13 protein-coding genes are annotated in these 16,075 nt (G+C 72.9%); 4 read left to right on the top strand and 9 right to left on the bottom strand.

From position 1 onward, the window contains the following. Positions 1-49 precede the first annotated feature (49 nt). Complete coding sequence (locus ACQPZQ_RS22355) at positions 50-709, top strand: VC0807 family protein (RefSeq protein WP_433298924.1); 660 nt, start codon at positions 50-52, stop codon at positions 707-709. Positions 710-723: 14 nt separating this feature from the next. Here the strand turns inward: ACQPZQ_RS22355 and ACQPZQ_RS22350 are convergent, their stop codons facing one another. Next, a complete protein-coding gene (locus ACQPZQ_RS22350) occupies positions 724-1,881 on the bottom strand; it encodes an MGDG synthase family glycosyltransferase (RefSeq protein ID WP_433298922.1) in 1,158 nt (385 codons plus the stop codon). A gap of 109 nt (positions 1,882-1,990) precedes the next feature. Here ACQPZQ_RS22350 and ACQPZQ_RS22345 point away from each other — a divergent pair, with 109 nt between their 5' ends. Genes ACQPZQ_RS22345 through ACQPZQ_RS22335 form a run of 3 tightly spaced genes read left to right on the top strand, consistent with a single transcriptional unit; the run spans position 1,991 to position 6,207 of the window. Next, positions 1,991-4,468 carry a WS/DGAT domain-containing protein gene (locus ACQPZQ_RS22345; RefSeq protein ID WP_433298920.1) on the top strand — a complete coding sequence of 826 codons (2,478 nt, stop codon included), beginning with the start codon at positions 1,991-1,993 and terminating at the stop codon, positions 4,466-4,468. An 18-nt stretch (positions 4,469-4,486) separates the two neighbouring features. Next, positions 4,487-5,458, top strand: coding sequence for a DMT family transporter (locus ACQPZQ_RS22340; RefSeq protein ID WP_433298918.1), 972 nt, complete (start codon positions 4,487-4,489; stop codon positions 5,456-5,458). Next, positions 5,455-6,207, top strand: coding sequence for an SDR family NAD(P)-dependent oxidoreductase (locus tag ACQPZQ_RS22335; RefSeq protein ID WP_433298916.1), 753 nt, complete (start codon positions 5,455-5,457; stop codon positions 6,205-6,207). Before ACQPZQ_RS22340 ends, ACQPZQ_RS22335 begins: the two co-directional genes overlap by 4 nt. A 36-nt stretch (positions 6,208-6,243) precedes the next feature. Here the strand turns inward: ACQPZQ_RS22335 and ACQPZQ_RS22330 are convergent, their stop codons facing one another. The 8 genes from ACQPZQ_RS22330 to hutH all read right to left on the bottom strand — a co-directional run bounded on the left by ACQPZQ_RS22330 (position 6,244) and on the right by hutH (position 16,018). Next, entirely contained in the window at positions 6,244-6,792 is a 549-nt protein-coding gene (locus ACQPZQ_RS22330) for a hypothetical protein (protein WP_433298914.1), read from the bottom strand. A gap of 174 nt (positions 6,793-6,966) precedes the next feature. Beyond that, the gene (locus ACQPZQ_RS22325; RefSeq protein ID WP_433298912.1) at positions 6,967-7,434 is read right to left on the bottom strand and encodes a hypothetical protein; all 468 of its coding nucleotides are present in this window, start codon (positions 7,432-7,434) and stop codon (positions 6,967-6,969) included. Between the two features lie 127 nt (positions 7,435-7,561). Further along, complete coding sequence (gene hutI / locus ACQPZQ_RS22320) at positions 7,562-8,734, bottom strand: imidazolonepropionase (protein ID WP_433298910.1); 1,173 nt, start codon at positions 8,732-8,734, stop codon at positions 7,562-7,564. Continuing rightward, positions 8,731-10,074: a formimidoylglutamate deiminase gene (locus ACQPZQ_RS22315; RefSeq protein ID WP_433298908.1), complete on the bottom strand. Its 1,344-nt coding sequence runs from the start codon at positions 10,072-10,074 to the stop codon at positions 8,731-8,733. The genes hutI and ACQPZQ_RS22315 overlap by 4 nt, the downstream gene beginning before the upstream one ends. Beyond that, complete coding sequence (locus ACQPZQ_RS22310; protein ID WP_433298906.1) at positions 10,071-11,303, bottom strand: allantoate amidohydrolase; 1,233 nt, start codon at positions 11,301-11,303, stop codon at positions 10,071-10,073. The genes ACQPZQ_RS22315 and ACQPZQ_RS22310 overlap by 4 nt, the downstream gene beginning before the upstream one ends. Further along, positions 11,300-12,730: a purine-cytosine permease family protein gene (locus tag ACQPZQ_RS22305; protein ID WP_433298904.1), complete on the bottom strand. Its 1,431-nt coding sequence runs from the start codon at positions 12,728-12,730 to the stop codon at positions 11,300-11,302. The genes ACQPZQ_RS22310 and ACQPZQ_RS22305 overlap by 4 nt, the downstream gene beginning before the upstream one ends. Then, positions 12,727-14,394 carry a urocanate hydratase gene (hutU, locus tag ACQPZQ_RS22300; RefSeq protein WP_433298902.1) on the bottom strand — a complete coding sequence of 556 codons (1,668 nt, stop codon included), beginning with the start codon at positions 14,392-14,394 and terminating at the stop codon, positions 12,727-12,729. The genes ACQPZQ_RS22305 and hutU overlap by 4 nt, the downstream gene beginning before the upstream one ends. An 85-nt stretch (positions 14,395-14,479) precedes the next feature. Beyond that, positions 14,480-16,018, bottom strand: a complete 1,539-nt coding sequence (hutH, locus tag ACQPZQ_RS22295) for a histidine ammonia-lyase (RefSeq protein WP_433298900.1) — start codon at positions 16,016-16,018, stop codon at positions 14,480-14,482. Positions 16,019-16,075: the final 57 nt, after the last annotated feature.

Raw genomic sequence — 16,075 nt, 5'->3', positions numbered from 1 at the left:
CGGCCTCAGTACACTGCTTCCACCCCGCGGCCGGCCGGAGAGGCAGAGGATGCTGCAGCACCGAATTACGGTTCACCTCCCGTCGATCGGGTCGCTGATCCGCCACGCAGGCACCCCGCTGCTGGAGTCGACCCTCGTTCCCCTTGCACTGTTCTGGGTGCTCTTCACCCAGGCCGGCTTCGACGCCGGACTGTTCGCCGCCCTCGGATGGTCCGGACTCGCCATCAGCCGCAGGCTGGTCCTGCGCAGGCGGCTGCCGGCGGTGCTCCTGATCAGCACGGGCCTGCTGATCGCACGCACCGCCATCGGGTTGTGGACCGGGAGCGCGTTCTTCTACTTCCTGCAGCCCACGGTGCAGAACTTCGTCTTCGCGCTGGCCTTGCTGCTCACGCTCGGGTTCGAGCGGCCGCTCCTGGCGAAGCTCGCCGACGACTTCTGCCCGTTCCCCGAAGCGCTCACCGGGCACCCGCGCATCAAGCGGTTCTTCAAGCGGGTATCGCTGCTGTGGGCCTTCGTCTTCCTGGTGAACGGGGCCACCACGCTCTGTGTGCTCGCCACCCAGACGGTCGGCAACTACCTCGTCGTCTCGACCGCCGGGTCGTACACGATGGTCGTGATGGGGATCGCCCTCTCGCTGTGGTGGTTCCGCCGGTCGCTGGCGGGCGAGGGCATCCGGCTACGGATCGGCGCCGCCCCGGCCGTGGTCTGACGGCTCGCGCGGGTTCATACCCGCATGGCGAGCGCAGCCAGCTCCGCATCGAGATCCGCGCGGCCGAACTCGGCCGCGCGGCCGGCCAGTGCGGCCCGCTCCCCCGGGTCGTCCTGCAGCCTGCGCACTGCCGCCGTCACCTCGGAAACAGTCGGGCAGACCACCGCGAGCCCCGCCTCCGCTGTCATCGCGGCGCCCGCTTTGCCGTGCCCCGGGATGGGCGCGGCGAACAGCACGGCCCGGCCCACCGCGAGCGCCTCGGTGGCGATCACCCCGCCCGCGGTGGTGACCACCAGGTCGGCGGCGGTTATCTGCTCGGCCACCCGATCCGTCCAGCCGAGCGCCACCAACCGGTCGGCAGGGAGTCCGCGGGCGAGCAGGCGCGCCCGCAGCCGCTCGTTGCGGCCGCACAGCGCCACGACCTGCACGTTCTCGCCACCGGCCAGCACCGCGCCGACCACCGTCTCGAGGCCGCCGAAGCCCAGCGACCCGCCTGTGACCAACACCACGAACGCGTCGGATCGCAGTCCGGTGGCCACCCGGGCCGCGGCCGGGTCGCCCGGATGGAAGCGCCGATCGACCGCCGCAGGGGCCAACCGGACGTCCGCCTCGGGGGCCACGGCCTTCGCCTGCTCCCGCGACGCGGGCAGCAGGGTCCACGTCTCGTCCAGCTCGGGCCACACCCAGAACGGGTGCACGGCGACGTCGGTCACCACCGCCACGGCGCGCCCGGGCAGCCTGCCGCGACGGCGCAGCCACGCCAGGCCTCCGGAGATCATCGGGTACGTGGAGACCACGAGGTCGGGGGCCAGGTCCGTGAGCGCCGGTTCGAGCGAGCGGCCGATGCCGCCTGCGGACATCGCCTTGAACACCTCAGCGGCCTTCGGGAACCGGACGAGAAGGTCGTATCCCAGCCCATAGAGCCGCGGGACGAACCGCAGCGTCAGGTCGTAGGAGACGCGCAGCAGCACGTCCCGCCACCAGCCGCCGCGCCCGGTGCCCTCCAGCTCCAGCACCTCTGCGGCGGGCCAGAGCTCGCGCATCCGCGCCGCGAGCGCCCGCGCCGCCGCCACGTGGCCCTCGCCCACGGGCGCGGAGAGCACGAGCACGCGCGCCGGACCGTCCGCACGGGCTGCGCCCACGTCGAAACGGTCCCTCTCGGCTCGGTCCACACCGGCACGCTAGCGCGGCACCGATCTCCCGGTGGGGTGGATTACGCCACGGTCGCGCTCGGACGAGCGCAGGATGACACCAGGATGAGCGCACGATGAGTGACACACGATGAGCACCGACACCGGCACGAGCACCAGCGCCGGCCCGCTGAGCGGTTCGTCCGCGAGCACCGCGGCGGCTCCGCGGCGCATTCTGCTGGTCACCGGGGGTATCGGCGGAGGGCACCACGCTGCCGCCCGCGCTGTCGAAGAAGGTGCGCGCCAGGCATGGCCGGGCGTCGACGTGGCGTGGACCGACACCCTCGACGGGATGGGCCGGGGCACCGGCCCGCTCTTCCGGGCCGTCTACGCCGGGTGCATGCGCCGGCTGCCGTGGCTCTACGAGCTCTACTTCTGGCTGCTCTGGCACGTGCTCCCGTTCCGGGCCGGTACCCGCGCGGTGATCGGGGCCTGGAGCGGGCGGGGACTGGCCGCGCAGATCGCCCGGCACTCCCCCGACCTCGTCGTGGCCACGTTCCCCGAGGGAATCACCGGACTCGGCAGGCTGCGCCGCCGCGGCGCGCTGCCGATGCCCGCCGTCGCCGTCATGGCCGACCCGGCGCCGCACCCGCTGTGGGTTGACCCCGCACTGGACCTGCACCTGGTGTCCACGAGCGACGCCGCCGCACTGGTGCGCCGTGCCGCACCGGCCGCACAGGTCCGGGTGGCCGCCCTGCCGGTCTCGAGCCGGTTCGGCCCACCCGAGGTCGAGGCCGTGCGGGACCGCCCGCTCGTGTACGTGTCCTGCGGCTCGATGGCGTTCGGCGACCTCGCAGCGGCCTGCTCGGCAGTGCTCGACGCGGGCGCCGACGTACTGGTGACCTGCGGACGCAACTCCCGTGTCCGGCTCCGCCTGCTGCGGCTCGCGCGCCGGCACCCCCGCGGTGCGGCGATGCGGGTGGTGGACTGGGTCGACGACCCCGCTGCGGCCACCGCCGCCGCCGACATCGTCGTCACGAACGCCGCGGGCGCCACCACCCTGGAGGCGCTGGCCTGCGCCCGTCCGCTGCTGCTGTTCGCACCCATCCCCGGCCACGGCCGCGCCACCGCCGTGCTGCTCGCGGACGCCGGACTCGCCCGGGTGTGCCCGGAGCCGGAGGACCTGCGTACGGCGGTCACCGAGCTTCGCGACGCCGGACCACGCGACGCCGTCGTCCGCCGACTGCGGGCGCACCTCACCGGCACCGACCTCACCGCCGACGTCGCCGCGCTCGCCCGGCTGGGGTCGCATTCCCCCGCCCCGCCCACGCCACGGGTACGAGCGCAGGACGCGCTCTTCCTGCACGCCGCGACGCCCGAGGTGCCCCAGCAGGTGGGTGCACGCATCCTGATGGAGGACCCGGCCAACCGGGACGACTGGCCCGAGCATCTGGCCGAGCTCGTCCGTACCCGGGTGCCGGACATCCCACTGCTCGGCCGCCGGCTGCAGCGGCCCCGCCTGGCACGTCCGTTGCGCTGGCTGGTCGACCCCGACCCGGATCCCGCCCGGCACGTACACCCCGGCATCGTCGAGATCGGGGCGAACGGCGCCGCACCGACCTGGGACGACGCCCTGACCACGTTCTTCGCCACCGTGGTTGATCCGGTGTCGACGGGGTGGGAGCTGCAGGTGGCCCGCGACCGGGCGGCGGGCGAGGTCGCCGTCCTGGCCAAGGTGCACCACGCACTCGGCGACGGGCTCGCCGTCACCGACGCGTTGATCCAGTTGCTGACCGACGAGACCCCACCATCGATCGCCGGCCGCACCCGCGACGACCCCGGCCCGGCACCGGGTGTGGCCGAGCGGGCACGCCGCGCCGCGGTCGTCGTCCGGGGCGTCGCGAGCCTCGCCCTCGCCGGAGTGGCCGGGCCGTCCCCGCTGGCCGGTCCGATCGCCGGCACCGCGCATCGCCGCGCCAGTGTGTGCTTCGACGGGGCACGGGTCCGCGCGGCGGCCCGGGCCCACGGCGTCGGCACCACGGTGCTGGTGCTGGCCGTGGTCGCCGAGACCCTGCACTCCCTCCTGACCGCACGCGACCCGCGCAGCGTGCCCGCCACGGTGCGCACGATGGTCCCGATGACCACCCGCACCAGCGCCACGGTGCGTAGCCGGGCGCTCGGCAACCGCACCGCGGCGGTCTCCATCGACCTGCCGACCGGCCCCATGACCCCGGCCGAGCGGGTCGCGCGGGTGGAGAAAGCGCTGGCTGAGGGATCGTCCGCGGGCCAGCCCGAAGGCGCAGCTGCAGTTCTGCGTGTCCTCGGGCTGTTACCTTGGGAACTGCAGGCTCTGCTGGTGCGCCGGATTTACGGGCGGCGGTTCTTCCACGCACTGGCCTCGGTGATGCCGGGTTCGCGGCGACCGCTGCACTCACGCGGCGGGGTGATTCGCGAGGTATATCCCGTGCTTCCGCTGGCCGACGGTGTGGGACTGGCGGTCGGGGCACTGCACTGGGGCCGCACAACAGCGATCGGGATCACGGCGGATCCACAACTCATACCCGAGATCGGGGGAATTCCCGATCGCGTTAGGGCGTCGTTAAGCGCTATGCAGGAACGTGTGGACTGACGGGGGGCGGAGGTGACGATGGACACGGGAACCGCGCTGGTGATTGCGGTGCCGGCCGCCGTACTCGGCGCCGCCGGGTTCGGGCTCGCCAGCGCCGCTCAGCAACGCGCCACCCACGAGGTGGCCGTCACCCCGACGCTGAGCCCGCGGCTGATCGTGGAACTGCTCGCGCGGCCGATGTGGCTGCTCGGGCTGGTCGCCACGATCGTGGCCCTCTTCTTCCAGATCGTGGCGCTGGCGTTCGGGCCGCTCGCCGTGGTGCAGCCGCTGCTCGTCACCGGCGTGGCCTTCGCCGCCGTGTTCGCCGCGCTGATGTCCGGCCATCGTCCCGACCCGCTGATCCTGCTCGGCGCGCTGCTCTGCGCCGCAGGGCTCTCCACGTTCCTGCTGCTCGCGCGGCCGACGGCCGGCTCGACCGACGGGGACATCGACCTGTGGGGCGGCTTGCCTCTGGCGATCGCCCTCGCCGTCGTGGTGGTCGGCTGCATCTTCTACGCAGCCAGCGTCGAGCACCCCTCGCGCGTACTGGCGCTCGCACTGGCCACCGGCGTGCTGTACGGCGTCACGGCCGGGCTGATGAAGGTCATCACGGGCCAACTGCGGCTGGGGCTGGACGAACCCTTTCGGCACCCGGTCCTCTACATCGTCTGCATCATCGGCCCGATCGGCTTCCTGCTGAGCCAGAACACGTTCCAGGCCGGCCAGCTCGTGGCCCCCGCCGTGGCCGTGATCACCAGCGTCGATCCGGTGGTCGGTGTCCTCATCGGTGTGGGCTGGCTGGGCGAGGAACTCGACACCTCCCCCGCCCAGCTCGCGGGCGAGTGCCTCGCCGCCCTTGTCGTCATCGGATCGATCGCGCTGATCGTCGCGCGAGGCCACCGGATCCTGCGGCATCGGGCGGCCATCGCCGACTCGGCAGCACACCAGCTCCCGACGTACCTGCCCCCACGCCGTGACGCCGGCGTACAGCACGGCCGCATCTCCGGATGACGCGACTACCGCGCAACGCGGTCGTCACCGGCGCCTCCTCCGGGATCGGGGCGGCCGTGGCGGAGCGACTCGCCCACCACGGCTGCCGGCTTCTCCTCGTGGGCCGCGACCGGGACCGCCTCGATGCCGTCGCCGTTCGCACCGGAGGGCGCGCGGTGGTCGCGGACCTGCGGAACCGTGCAGGGGTCGAGACGGTGTGCGACGCCGCTGACGGCTGGGCGGAGTTGCTGGTCCACGGTGCCGGTGTCGGCGCGGCCGGTCCCCTGGCCGAGACGCCGGCCGACGTCGTCGACGAACTGCTGGCGGTCAACCTCGTCGCTCCCGTCCAGATCACCCGGACCCTGCTACCGACCCTGCGCGCCGCGCACGGCCACGTCGTCTTCGTGGCCTCCGTCGCGGCGATCGGGGTGGCGTACGAGGCCACCTACTCGGCCACGAAGGCAGGCCTGCGCGGGTTCGCCGACGCGCTGCGGGTGGAGTCGGAGGTCGGGGTCACCACCATGCTCCCAGGAGCGGTCACCACCCCGTACTACGAACGGCGAGGGCAGCCCTACCACCGGCGCTTCCCGCGTCCGGTCAGCCCGGAACGCGTGGCCGAGGCGCTGGTGGAGGCCGTGCGACGGGACCGGGCCGAGGTGTTCGTGCCCCGCTGGCTCACCGTCGGTGCCCGCGTGCACGGGGTGGCGCCCGCCGTCTTCGCCCGTCTGTCGCGGCGAATGGACCGGCGGGCCGACACCCCGGCCGTCTGAGGCGGCGCTTCGAGACGTCGCCCGGACTGCCCGCGGTCAGGGCTGGGTGTGCATGGCGAAGCCGTCGTCGGTGCCGCAGCCGATCTGCCGGCTGCTGACCGGTCCTCCGGTGTCGATAGCGCAGGTCCACTTGCCGATCTCCCGGATGCGCGACGTTCCGTCGCCGGGGACCTGGACAGCCGCATCGTGGTAGTACTGCGTGATGACGTTGATCGCCTCCGTGCACCCCACCGTGCCGGCGTCGGTGGCCTCGGCGATCAGATCCACCTGCTGACCTCCCTCGGGGCCGACCTTGCCGCAGTTCACCGCCTCCGATTCGCTGTCCGGTGCGGCAGCGGGGAACGGCGCGGCAGCGGGTGCCGGCTCGGCGGGCTCGGCCGGTGCGGCGTGCCCGGCGTGCTCGGCCGGCACGGCGGGCTCGGCGGGCGCGCCAGGCCCGGCCGGCACCGCGGAAGCGGAAACGGCCACGGACGAGCCGGCCGGCGCAACGGTCACAACCGGCTGTTGGCCTGCGCAGGCCGATGCCAGTCCGACAGTGGCGAGCATCAGTCCGATGGTCAGCAGGCGAGCAGAGCGGGCACCCACGGGAAACTCCTCATAGTCAGGTCAGGTGCCCGGGCCTCCGCGTGGTCGCGGTCGTTCGCCGTGCACTGACGGGCCGCGCGTTCCGCGCCACCCGCTGGTGATCAACGCGGGGCGCGGGGACCCGGTTCACCGGATGGCGAAGATCGTCACGCGCGCTCGGTCGTGTCCGGACCGTCAGGGCTGGGTGTGCAGGGCGAGACCGTCAGTGCTGCCGCAGACGATGTACCGCTGGCTGACCGGAAGCCCGGTGTCGATCAAGCAGGTCCACTTCCCGACCTTCCGGATGCGGGCCGTGCCGTCTCCGGCGACGGGGGCAGAGGCTCGCTTGTAGTACTGGCTGATGGCGTTGATCGCGTCCGTGCACCCCACCGTGCCGGCGGGAGTGGCCTCGGCGATCAGGTCCACCTGCTTGCCGCCGGTGGGGCCGACCTTTCCGCAGTTCACCGGCTTGCCGTCGATGTCAGCCGCCGACGCCATGGGGGCTCGGACGCTCGCCGAGAGCGCGGCCAACGTCGACGGCGCGGACGGCATGACAACGGCCACGGGACCGGTCACGACCGGCTGACCTCCGCAGGCCGCGGTCAGCCCGACGGTGGCGAGCATCAGGCCGCCGGCCAGCAACCGAGCAGAACGGGCACGCACACGAAACTCCTCATCGTCCGGCCAGATGCCTGGGCCGCCGCATCTCGCGGCCGGTCGTCGGGGCACCGGCAGGCCGCGCGCTCACGCGCCGCCTGCCCGTCATGAACGTGACTCGTGGCGATGCGGTTCACGCGACTTCGAGGGTGTGCGCGAGCGGCACACCCGGCCGGTAGGGCAGGAATCGGTACGAGGGTGCGTCCAACACGGCCATATCGGCGCGAGCCCCCACCCCGAGGTGACCGATGTCATCGCGGCGCAGGGCGGCAGCGCCGCCCCGGGTTGCGGCCAGCACGGCCTCGACGGGCGTCATTCCCATCTCCCGCACCGCCAGCGCCACGCAGAGCGGCATCGACGACGAGAAGCACGTGCCGGGGTTGCAGTCGGTGGCCAGCGCGACCGTGACACCGGCTTCGAGCAGGCGCCGGGCGTCCGGGTAGGGCTGGCGGGTCGAGAACTCGACACCGGGGAGGAGCGTCGCCACGGTCCGGCCGGACGCGAGGGCGTCGACGTCCGCGTCGCTGAGGAACGTGCAGTGGTCGACGCTGGCGGCGCCCAGCTCGACGGCGAGCTGCGCACCAGGTCCGGGGCCCAGCTGGTTCCCGTGCACCCGCAGGCCGAGCCCAGCGGCCCGGCCGGCCTCCAACACGGCACGGCTCGCCGGGCCGTCGAACGCGTGCGGCGAGGCGGGCTCGCAGAAGACGTCGATCCAGCGTGCGTGGGGTGCGCATGCCGCCAGCATCGGCCCGGTGACCAGCGCCACGTACTCGTCCGCGCGACCGGCGTACTCGGGCGGCACCACATGCGCCCCCAGGAAGGTCGTCTCCGCGGTGACCTCGCGGGCCAGCCGCAGGGCGCGGGCCTCGTCCGCCACCGTCAGGCCGTACCCGCTCTTGACCTCCACGGTGGTCGTGCCCTGGGCACGCATCTCCGCGACGACACGTTGCAGCTGCGATCGCAGCTGCTCATCGCCGGCATCGCGGGTGGCCCGCACGGTGGAGGCGATGCCGCCACCGTCGTACGGGACACCGGACATCCTCGCCTCGAACTCCGCCGAGCGTTCCCCCGCGAACACGAGGTGCGCGTGGCTGTCGACGAAACCCGGCAGCACGGCCCGTCCGCCGACGTCCACACGAGCGTCGGCCGGAGGTGCGGCACCTGCCGGGCCCACCCAGGCGACAGTGCCGCCCTGCACTACGAGAGCCGCATCGGGCACCAGCCCCAGTGGCCCGGCCCCCAGCTCCGGGTCGTTGCTGACGAGCTCGGCGACGCCGGTGATCAACGTCGCTGCATGAGTGGTCATGTCCCGCTCCAGAGGGGCTCGATCGCGGCGCGCAGCAGGGCGCCGACGTCGCCGAGCCGGTGTACCCCGCCCGTGACCACCGGCACGCCGCCGACCAGCACCGTGTCGACGTCCGCGGCGCCTGCCACCAGCACCACCTGAGCGGGGTCCGACCCGGCCGTGCGGGGGCTGTCGAGGCGCACCGCGACCAGGTCGGCCCGCTGCCCGGGTGCGATGCAGCCGGCGTCGGGCCAGCCGAGAGCGGCGTGTCCGTGCGTGGTGAGGGCGCCGAGGAGCGCGACCGGCGTGAACCGGCCCCGCTCGCCGGCTGCCAGCCGCTCGTGGCACTCGACGAGCCGCGCCTCCGCCAGCAAGTCGGCGATGACGTGCTGGTCGCTGCCGACCGTCAGCGGCGACCCGGCATCGCGCAGTGCACGGAACGGCCCGATCCCGTCGGCGAGGTCGGCCTCGGTGCTCGGGCAGGCGCACACGGTGGTGTGCGAACCGCCCAGCAGCGCGACGTCCTGCTCGGTGAGGTGGGTGGCGTGCACCGCCGTGGTGGCGGCCCCGAGGACGCCGCGCTCGGCGAGCAGGGCAGTGGGCGTGCAGCCGTAGAACGCGAGGCAGGCCTCGTTCTCCTGCGGCTGCTCGGAGAGGTGCACGTGGAGCGGACGACCGGACGCGGCCGTCGCCACGTGCGACAACCGGGGAGCAGGCACCGCCCGGACCGAGTGGATCGCCGCGCCGATGCGCAGTGACTCGCCGTCCGACAGCAGGTCGACGCGCTCGGCCCACCCCGCCGTGTCCCCGTCGGAGAACCGGGCCTGCACCTCGTCGAGCGGGGTGTGGCCTGCGGCGGTCAGACCCCCGGCCAGGTAGCAGGTGTCGAGGAGGGTGAGCCGCACCCCGGCGTCGGTGGCCGCCTGGGTCAGCGCGTGGCCCATCGCGTTCGGGTCGGCGTACGGGGTGCCGCCCGGGCCGTGGTGCAGGTAGTGGAACTCCCCGACGGTGACGACACCCGCCAGCGCCATCTCGGCGTATGTCGCCCGGGCCAGCGCGAGGTAGGAGTCCGGGTCGAGCCGCCGCGCCACGGCGTACATCCGCTCCCGCCAGGTCCAGAACGTGCCGCCGCGGTCATGGGTGCGGCCACGCAGCGCGCGGTGGAAGGCGTGGCTGTGGGCGTTGGCGAACCCGGGCAGCACCATGCCGGGAAGCCGTTCGTCGCCGGGCGCGGCGTCCACGCCGGTCTCCACCGCGGTGATCCGGCCGTCCCGGACGCCGACACGCACGCGGGATGCCGGACCCTCGCCGATCCAGGCGTGCTCGCACCACCACGTCTGCGCCGGCGATGCCACCGTCACCCGAGCTCCTCCAGGACCCGCACGAGAGCCTCGACACCACGATGGCAGTCATCCGGGTAGGCGTGCTCGTACGGGGAGTGGGACACGCCGGTCGGGTTGCGCACGAACAGCATCGCGGTCGGGACGCCGGCCGCCGAGAGGATCCCGGCGTCGTGGCCCGCACCTGTGGGCAGCACGGGAGCCGGTGCTCCGTCCTCGCCCAGCAGAGCGGCGAGCCGGTCCCGCAGCGCCGTATCGAAGTCGGTCGCCGCGGTCCAGGACTCCTCCACGGGCTCGCTTCCCGCCGCGAGACCCACCGCGGCGACGACCGCGCGGACGTCCTGCTCCAGGGGCCCGCGCGCGTCGAGCCAGGCCGTGACGGCCGACGGGATGGCGTTCACCCCGTTCGGCTCCACCGAGAGCTTGCCCACCGTGGCCAGCGCGGCATACCGCTCCGCCGCGCTGCGGGCGGTGCCCACGACCGCGGCGAGCGCGAGCATCGGGTCGTCGCGGTCGGCCAGCCGGGTGGTGCCGGCATGGTCGGCCCGGCCGCGCAGGTCGAGTCGCCACCGGCCGTGCGGCCAGATCGAGCTCGCCACACCCACCGGTGCGCCCTCGCCCTCGCGCGCGTCGACCAGGCCCTTGCCCTGCTCGACGTGCAGCTCGACGAAGGTGGCGACGCGGCGCAGGGCACGTTCATCGGGGCCGACCTGAGAGGGGTCGTGACCGGCAGCCGACATGGCCTCGGCCATGGTGGTGCCGTCGGCGTCACGCAGCGACCGGGCGCGGTCGGCGCCGAGGGCGCCCGTGATGATCCGGCTCCCGGCGCAGGCCACCCCGAACCGCGCGCCCTCCTCGTCGGAGAACACGGCGACGCCCAGCGGTCGCTGCGGCGTCCATCCCCGGGCCCGCAGCGCGTCCACGGCGGCGAGCGCCGACACGACGCCGAGCGGGCCGTCGAAGGCTCCGCCGTCGGGCACCGAGTCGAGGTGGCTGCCCACCACCAGACCGGGCCCGTCGGCGTCGGGATCGCCCCACCAGGCCCAGAGGTTCCCCGCCCGGTCGCTGGTGACGTCGAGCCCGCGCTTCTGCGCCTCGCCGGTGAACCACTCACGCAACGCGGCGTCCGTCGCCGTCCAGGCGAAGCGCCGGTATCCACCGGAACGACCCTGGCGGCCGACCTGCTCGAGATCGCTCCAGAGCGCATCGAAGCGCTGTCCGGATGATGATTCGCTCGCAAGCTCACTCATCGCACGTCTGCTTCTGCGGCGAGCGTTCCGGGCGGATAGGTCATCTCGGCCGGCACGTCCGTGGTACGCCTGGCCCACGGGTAGTAGACGGCAGCGGTGACGGCCAGGCCCACGAGCCAGGAGATGTCCGCACCGCCGAGCGCCTCGGTGACGGGGCCGGTGTAGAGCTCCTGCGCCATGAACGGGATCTGAACGAGCACACCCACCGCGTAGGAGACCAGCGCGACGACGTTCCACCGGCCGTAGCGGCCGTCGGGGTCGTAGAGCGCCGGCACGTCGACCCGCTCCCGCGAGATCAGGTAGTAGTCGATCAGGTTGATCGCGCTCCAGGGCGTGAAGACCATCAGCAGAGCGAGCATGAACTGGCGGAAGTTGTCGAGGAAGTTCGCCGAGGCGAGCAGCGCGATCAGCACGGACGCCAGGAGGAACCCCACGATGAAGGCCATCCGGCCGGCCCGCGACACCCGGGACGCCCGCGTCATCGAGGTGACCGTGGTGAGCATGCACATGAACCCGCCGTAGGCGTTGAGGCAGTTCACGGTGAGTTTGCCGACCACGATCACGAGGTAGATCGCGATCGCGGCCACTGCGCCGCCGGCAAGCTCGCCGAGGAATCCGACCTGCTGGTCAAGGAAGCTCCCACCGGCCGCAGCCGGGATGGCGGCGATCAGCGCGCCGAGCGTCATCGACCACTGGGAGCCGAGCACGCTCCCCCACAGCGTCGAATGGAACGTCACGCTCTCGCTGGTGTGGCGGGGCAGGTAGCGCGAGTAGTCGGCGACATAGGGGCCGTAGGTCAGCTGCCAGGCTGCACCGAGGGAGATGGCGAGCAGGAACGTCGCGACGTCGAAGGGGATCACCCCGAGCAACGCCCCCACGTCGTACTGCGTGACGAGCATGATCGCGAGATAGGTGAACCCCAGGATTCCGACGACGGTCGCCACGCGCCCGAGCATGTGGATGTAGCGGTACCCGAGAATCGCCACGATCCCGGTGAGCAGCCCGAAGACGATGATCCCGACAGCAGGCGCGTCGACGTGCACGATCTCGTTGATCGCCTGCCCGGCGAGCACCGTGCCCGTGGCGGCGAAGCCCAGGTACAGCAGCACGACGAGCACGAGCGGAACGATCGCACCGTAGACCCCGAACTGAGCGCGGCTCGAGATCATCTGCGGGAGTCCGAGCCGCGGACCCTGCGCCGAGTGCAGGGCCATCACAGCCCCACCTGCGATGTTGCCGATCAGGAGCCCGACGATCGCCCACAGGGCATCGGCCCCGAAGACCACGGCGAGTGCGCCGTCCACCATCGCGGTGATCTGCATGTTCGCCCCGAACCACAGCGTGAACTGGCTCACCGGGGAACCGTGCCGTTCGGCGTCGGGCACGACGTCGATGGACCGGCGTTCGATGCGCGACGGAGCGCTCACCGATCGGCTCCGACGTCCGCCATCGGCACGCGCAGGGCGTGCGCGGTCGCCACCTCCGACGCCCGCTGGTATCCGGCGTCGGCGTGGCGCAGCACGCCGCTGGCCGGGTCGTTGGTGAGCACACGCTCGATCTTGCGGGCGGCCAGCTCGGTGCCGTCGGCCACCGTGACCTGCCCGGCGTGCAGGGACCGCCCGATCCCGACCCCGCCGCCGTGGTGGATCGACACCCAGCTCGCCCCCGACGCGGTGTTGACCAGCGCATTGAGCAGCGGCCAGTCGGCGATGGCGTCCGACCCGTCGACCATCGCCTCGGTCTCCCGATACGGAGACGCCACCGAGCCGGTGTCGAGGTGGTCACGGCCGATCACGACGGGTGCGGAGAGCGCACCCGAGGCGACCATCTCGTTGAACCGCAGCCCGGCGCGGTCCCGCTCGCCTTGGCCCAGCCAGCAGATACGGGCCGGTAGGCCCTGGAACGCCACGCGGTCGCGAGCTGCCCGGATCCAGCGGTGCAGGCGATCGTTGTCGGGGAAGAGCTCCAGCACGGCGTCGTCCGTGGCGTGGATGTCGCCCGGGTCGCCCGAGAGCGCCGCCCACCGGAACGGGCCCTTGCCCTCACAGAACAGGGGCCGGATGTAGGCCGGGACGAAACCGGGGAAGGCGAACGCGCGCTCGTAGCCGCCCCGCCGGGCCTCGTCGCGCAGGGAGTTGCCGTAGTCGAACACCTCGGCGCCCGCGTCGAGGAAGCCCACCATGGCCTCGACATGGCGCGCCATCGACTCCCGCGCCCGGTCGGTGAACTCCTCGGGCTTCGACGCCGCGTACTCGGGCCAGTCGTCGAGATCCACGCCGTCGGGCAGGTAGGACAGCGGGTCGTGCGCAGAGGTCTGATCGGTCACGATGTCCACCTCTACGCCGCGGCGTAGTAGCTCCGGAAGGACTGTCGCACAGTTGCCGACCACTCCGACCGACCACGCCGTGCCCTCGTGCCGGGCGCGCTCACAGCGCGCCACGGCGTCGTCGAGGTCGTAGGACAGCTCGTCGAGGTAGCGGTGCTCGACCCGGCGCCGCAGCCGGGCCGGGTCGACGTCGACCACGAGGCACACCCCGCCGTTCAGGGTGACAGCGAGCGGCTGAGCCCCGCCCATTCCGCCGCAGCCACCGGTGACGGTCAGCGTGCCCGTGAGCGAGCCGCCGAACCGCTTGGTGGCGATGGCGGCGAACGTCTCGTAGGTGCCCTGCAGGATGCCCTGGGTGCCGATGTAGATCCACGAGCCCGCGGTCATCTGCCCGTACATGGTGAGGCCGAGCCGCTCCAGCCTGCGGAACTCGGGCCACGTGGCCCAGTCGCCGACGAGGTTGGAGTTGGCGATGAGCACGCGCGGTGCCCACTCGTGCGTGCGCAGCACCCCGACCGGACGCCCGGACTGCACCAGCATCGTCTCGTCGTCGGCCAGGGTGGTGAGGGTGCGCACCATCGCGTCGAAGGACGCCCAGTCGCGCGCCGCGCGTCCGGTGCCGCCGTAGACCACGAGGTCGTCGGGCCGTTCTGCCACCTCGGGGTCGAGGTTGTTGCAGAGCATCCGCAGCGGCGCTTCGGTCTGCCAGGACCGCGCAGTCAGGGTCGTGCCACGGGCGGCTCGGACGGGACGGGCGCCCTCCATGGCGTTCCTCCTCGTTCGTCGGGTCGGACGTGGTTTTCCTTCGCGATACGAGTAGTGCCCTGACGAGCGCCTTGCGCAAGCGCCGTCAGCGCAACGGGCCGACCACCGACTCCGCCGCAACCAGGGCCTCGCCGCTGTCCACCAGCCGGACGGCGGCGTCGATCTCGGGGGCCAGCCACCGGTCCGGGCCAGGTCCTGCGACCTCGACCCGCAGCCGGTCACGCACGGCCGCGGTGGCCGGGGCAGGCGCCAGCGGGCCGCGCATGTCCAGGGCGCGGGCGGCGGTGAGCAGCTCGACCCCGAGCACCCGTGTCAGCCCCTCCAACGCCCGTCGCAGCTTGCGGGCGGCGGCCCAGCCCATGGAGACGTGGTCCTCCTGCATCGCGCTCGTCGGGATCGAGTCCACGGAGGCGGGGACGGCGAGCCGCTTCAGCTCCGCCACGATCGACGCCTGCGTGTACTGGGCGATCATGTGCCCGGAGTCCACGCCCGGGTCGTCGGCGAGGAACGCCGGCAACCCCTGGTTGCGCGCCACGTCCAGGAACCGGTCCGTGCGCCGCTCACTCATCGATGCGAGGTCCGCCACCGCGATCGCGAGGAAGTCCAGCACGTAGCCCAGCGGGGCACCGTGGAAGTTGCCGTTGCTCTCCACCCGCCCGTCCTCCGTGACCACCGGGTTGTCGATGGCCGCGGACAACTCCCGGCCCGCCACCACCTCCGCGTGGCTCAGGGTGTCGCGGGCAGCGCCGTGCACCTGAGGGGCACACCGGAGCGAGTACGCATCCTGCACCCGCGTGCACTCGGGCGTCCGATGGCTCGCCATCACCTCCGACCCGGCGAGCAGCACCCGCAGGTTCGCCGCCGACTCCGCCTGCCCCGGATGGGGACGCAGCGCCTGCAGGTCCGGCGCGAACACCGCATCCGTGCCCAGCAACGCCTCCACACTCATCGCCACCACGACATCGGCCGTGCGCAACAGCCGCCGCAGGTCCGCACACGCCAGCACCAGCATCCCCAGCATCCCGTCGGTGCCGTTGATCAGCGCCAGGCCTTCCTTCTCCTCCAGCACCACCGGCGCGATCCCCGCGGCCGCCAGCGCGTCGGCGGCGGGCTGCCGCTCGCCCAGGGCGTTGCGAACCTCGCCCTCTCCCATCGCCGCGAGCGCGCAGTGCGCGAGCGGCGCAAGATCCCCTGAGCAGCCCAGCGACCCGAACTCCCGCACGACCGGCGTGATCCCCGCCGACAACATCCCGGCGTACACCCGTGCCGTCTCGGGCCGCACCCCGGTCCGGCCCGTCGCGAGCGTCGAGAGGCGCAGCAACATCAACGCACGCACCACCTCCCGCTCGACCTCCGGACCCGACCCTGCCGCGTGCGACCGCACCAGACTGCGCTGCAACTGACCCCGCAGCTCCACCGGAATGTGCCGGGTCGCCAACGCCCCGAACCCCGTCGACACCCCGTAGTGCGGCCGCACGTCACATGCGAGTGCCTCGACGGCCTTGCGACTTGCGGCGATCTCGTACTCCGCGTCCGCCGAGAGAACGACAGCGGCCCCCTCCCGGGCTACGGCGAGGATCTCTGTTCGGGACAGCGGGCCGGTTCCGACGGTGACTGGCTGCATCAGTGCATGGGACACCGAACGCCCACCTCGCCACCACATGCCACCCAAGATCACTGT

The organism is Pseudonocardia sp. CA-142604, from assembly GCF_050948475.1.
GTDB lineage: Bacteria > Actinomycetota > Actinomycetes > Mycobacteriales > Pseudonocardiaceae > Pseudonocardia > Pseudonocardia alaniniphila.
Note: the sequence above shows the minus strand (reverse complement) of the source record. Positions and strands in the feature narration are given on the sequence as shown.

Coding starts and splice junctions, on each gene's coding strand:
- ACQPZQ_RS22355 (WP_433298924.1), top strand. CDS start 50: ATGCTGCAGCACCGAATTACGGTTCACCTCCCGTCGATCGGGTCGCTG.
- ACQPZQ_RS22345 (WP_433298920.1), top strand. CDS start 1,991: ATGAGCACCGACACCGGCACGAGCACCAGCGCCGGCCCGCTGAGCGGT.
- ACQPZQ_RS22340 (WP_433298918.1), top strand. CDS start 4,487: ATGGACACGGGAACCGCGCTGGTGATTGCGGTGCCGGCCGCCGTACTC.
- ACQPZQ_RS22335 (WP_433298916.1), top strand. CDS start 5,455: ATGACGCGACTACCGCGCAACGCGGTCGTCACCGGCGCCTCCTCCGGG.
- hutI (WP_433298910.1), bottom strand. CDS start 8,734: ATGACCACTCATGCAGCGACGTTGATCACCGGCGTCGCCGAGCTCGTC.
- ACQPZQ_RS22310 (WP_433298906.1), bottom strand. CDS start 11,303: ATGAGTGAGCTTGCGAGCGAATCATCATCCGGACAGCGCTTCGATGCG.
- hutU (WP_433298902.1), bottom strand. CDS start 14,394: ATGGAGGGCGCCCGTCCCGTCCGAGCCGCCCGTGGCACGACCCTGACT.
- hutH (WP_433298900.1), bottom strand. CDS start 16,018: ATGCAGCCAGTCACCGTCGGAACCGGCCCGCTGTCCCGAACAGAGATC.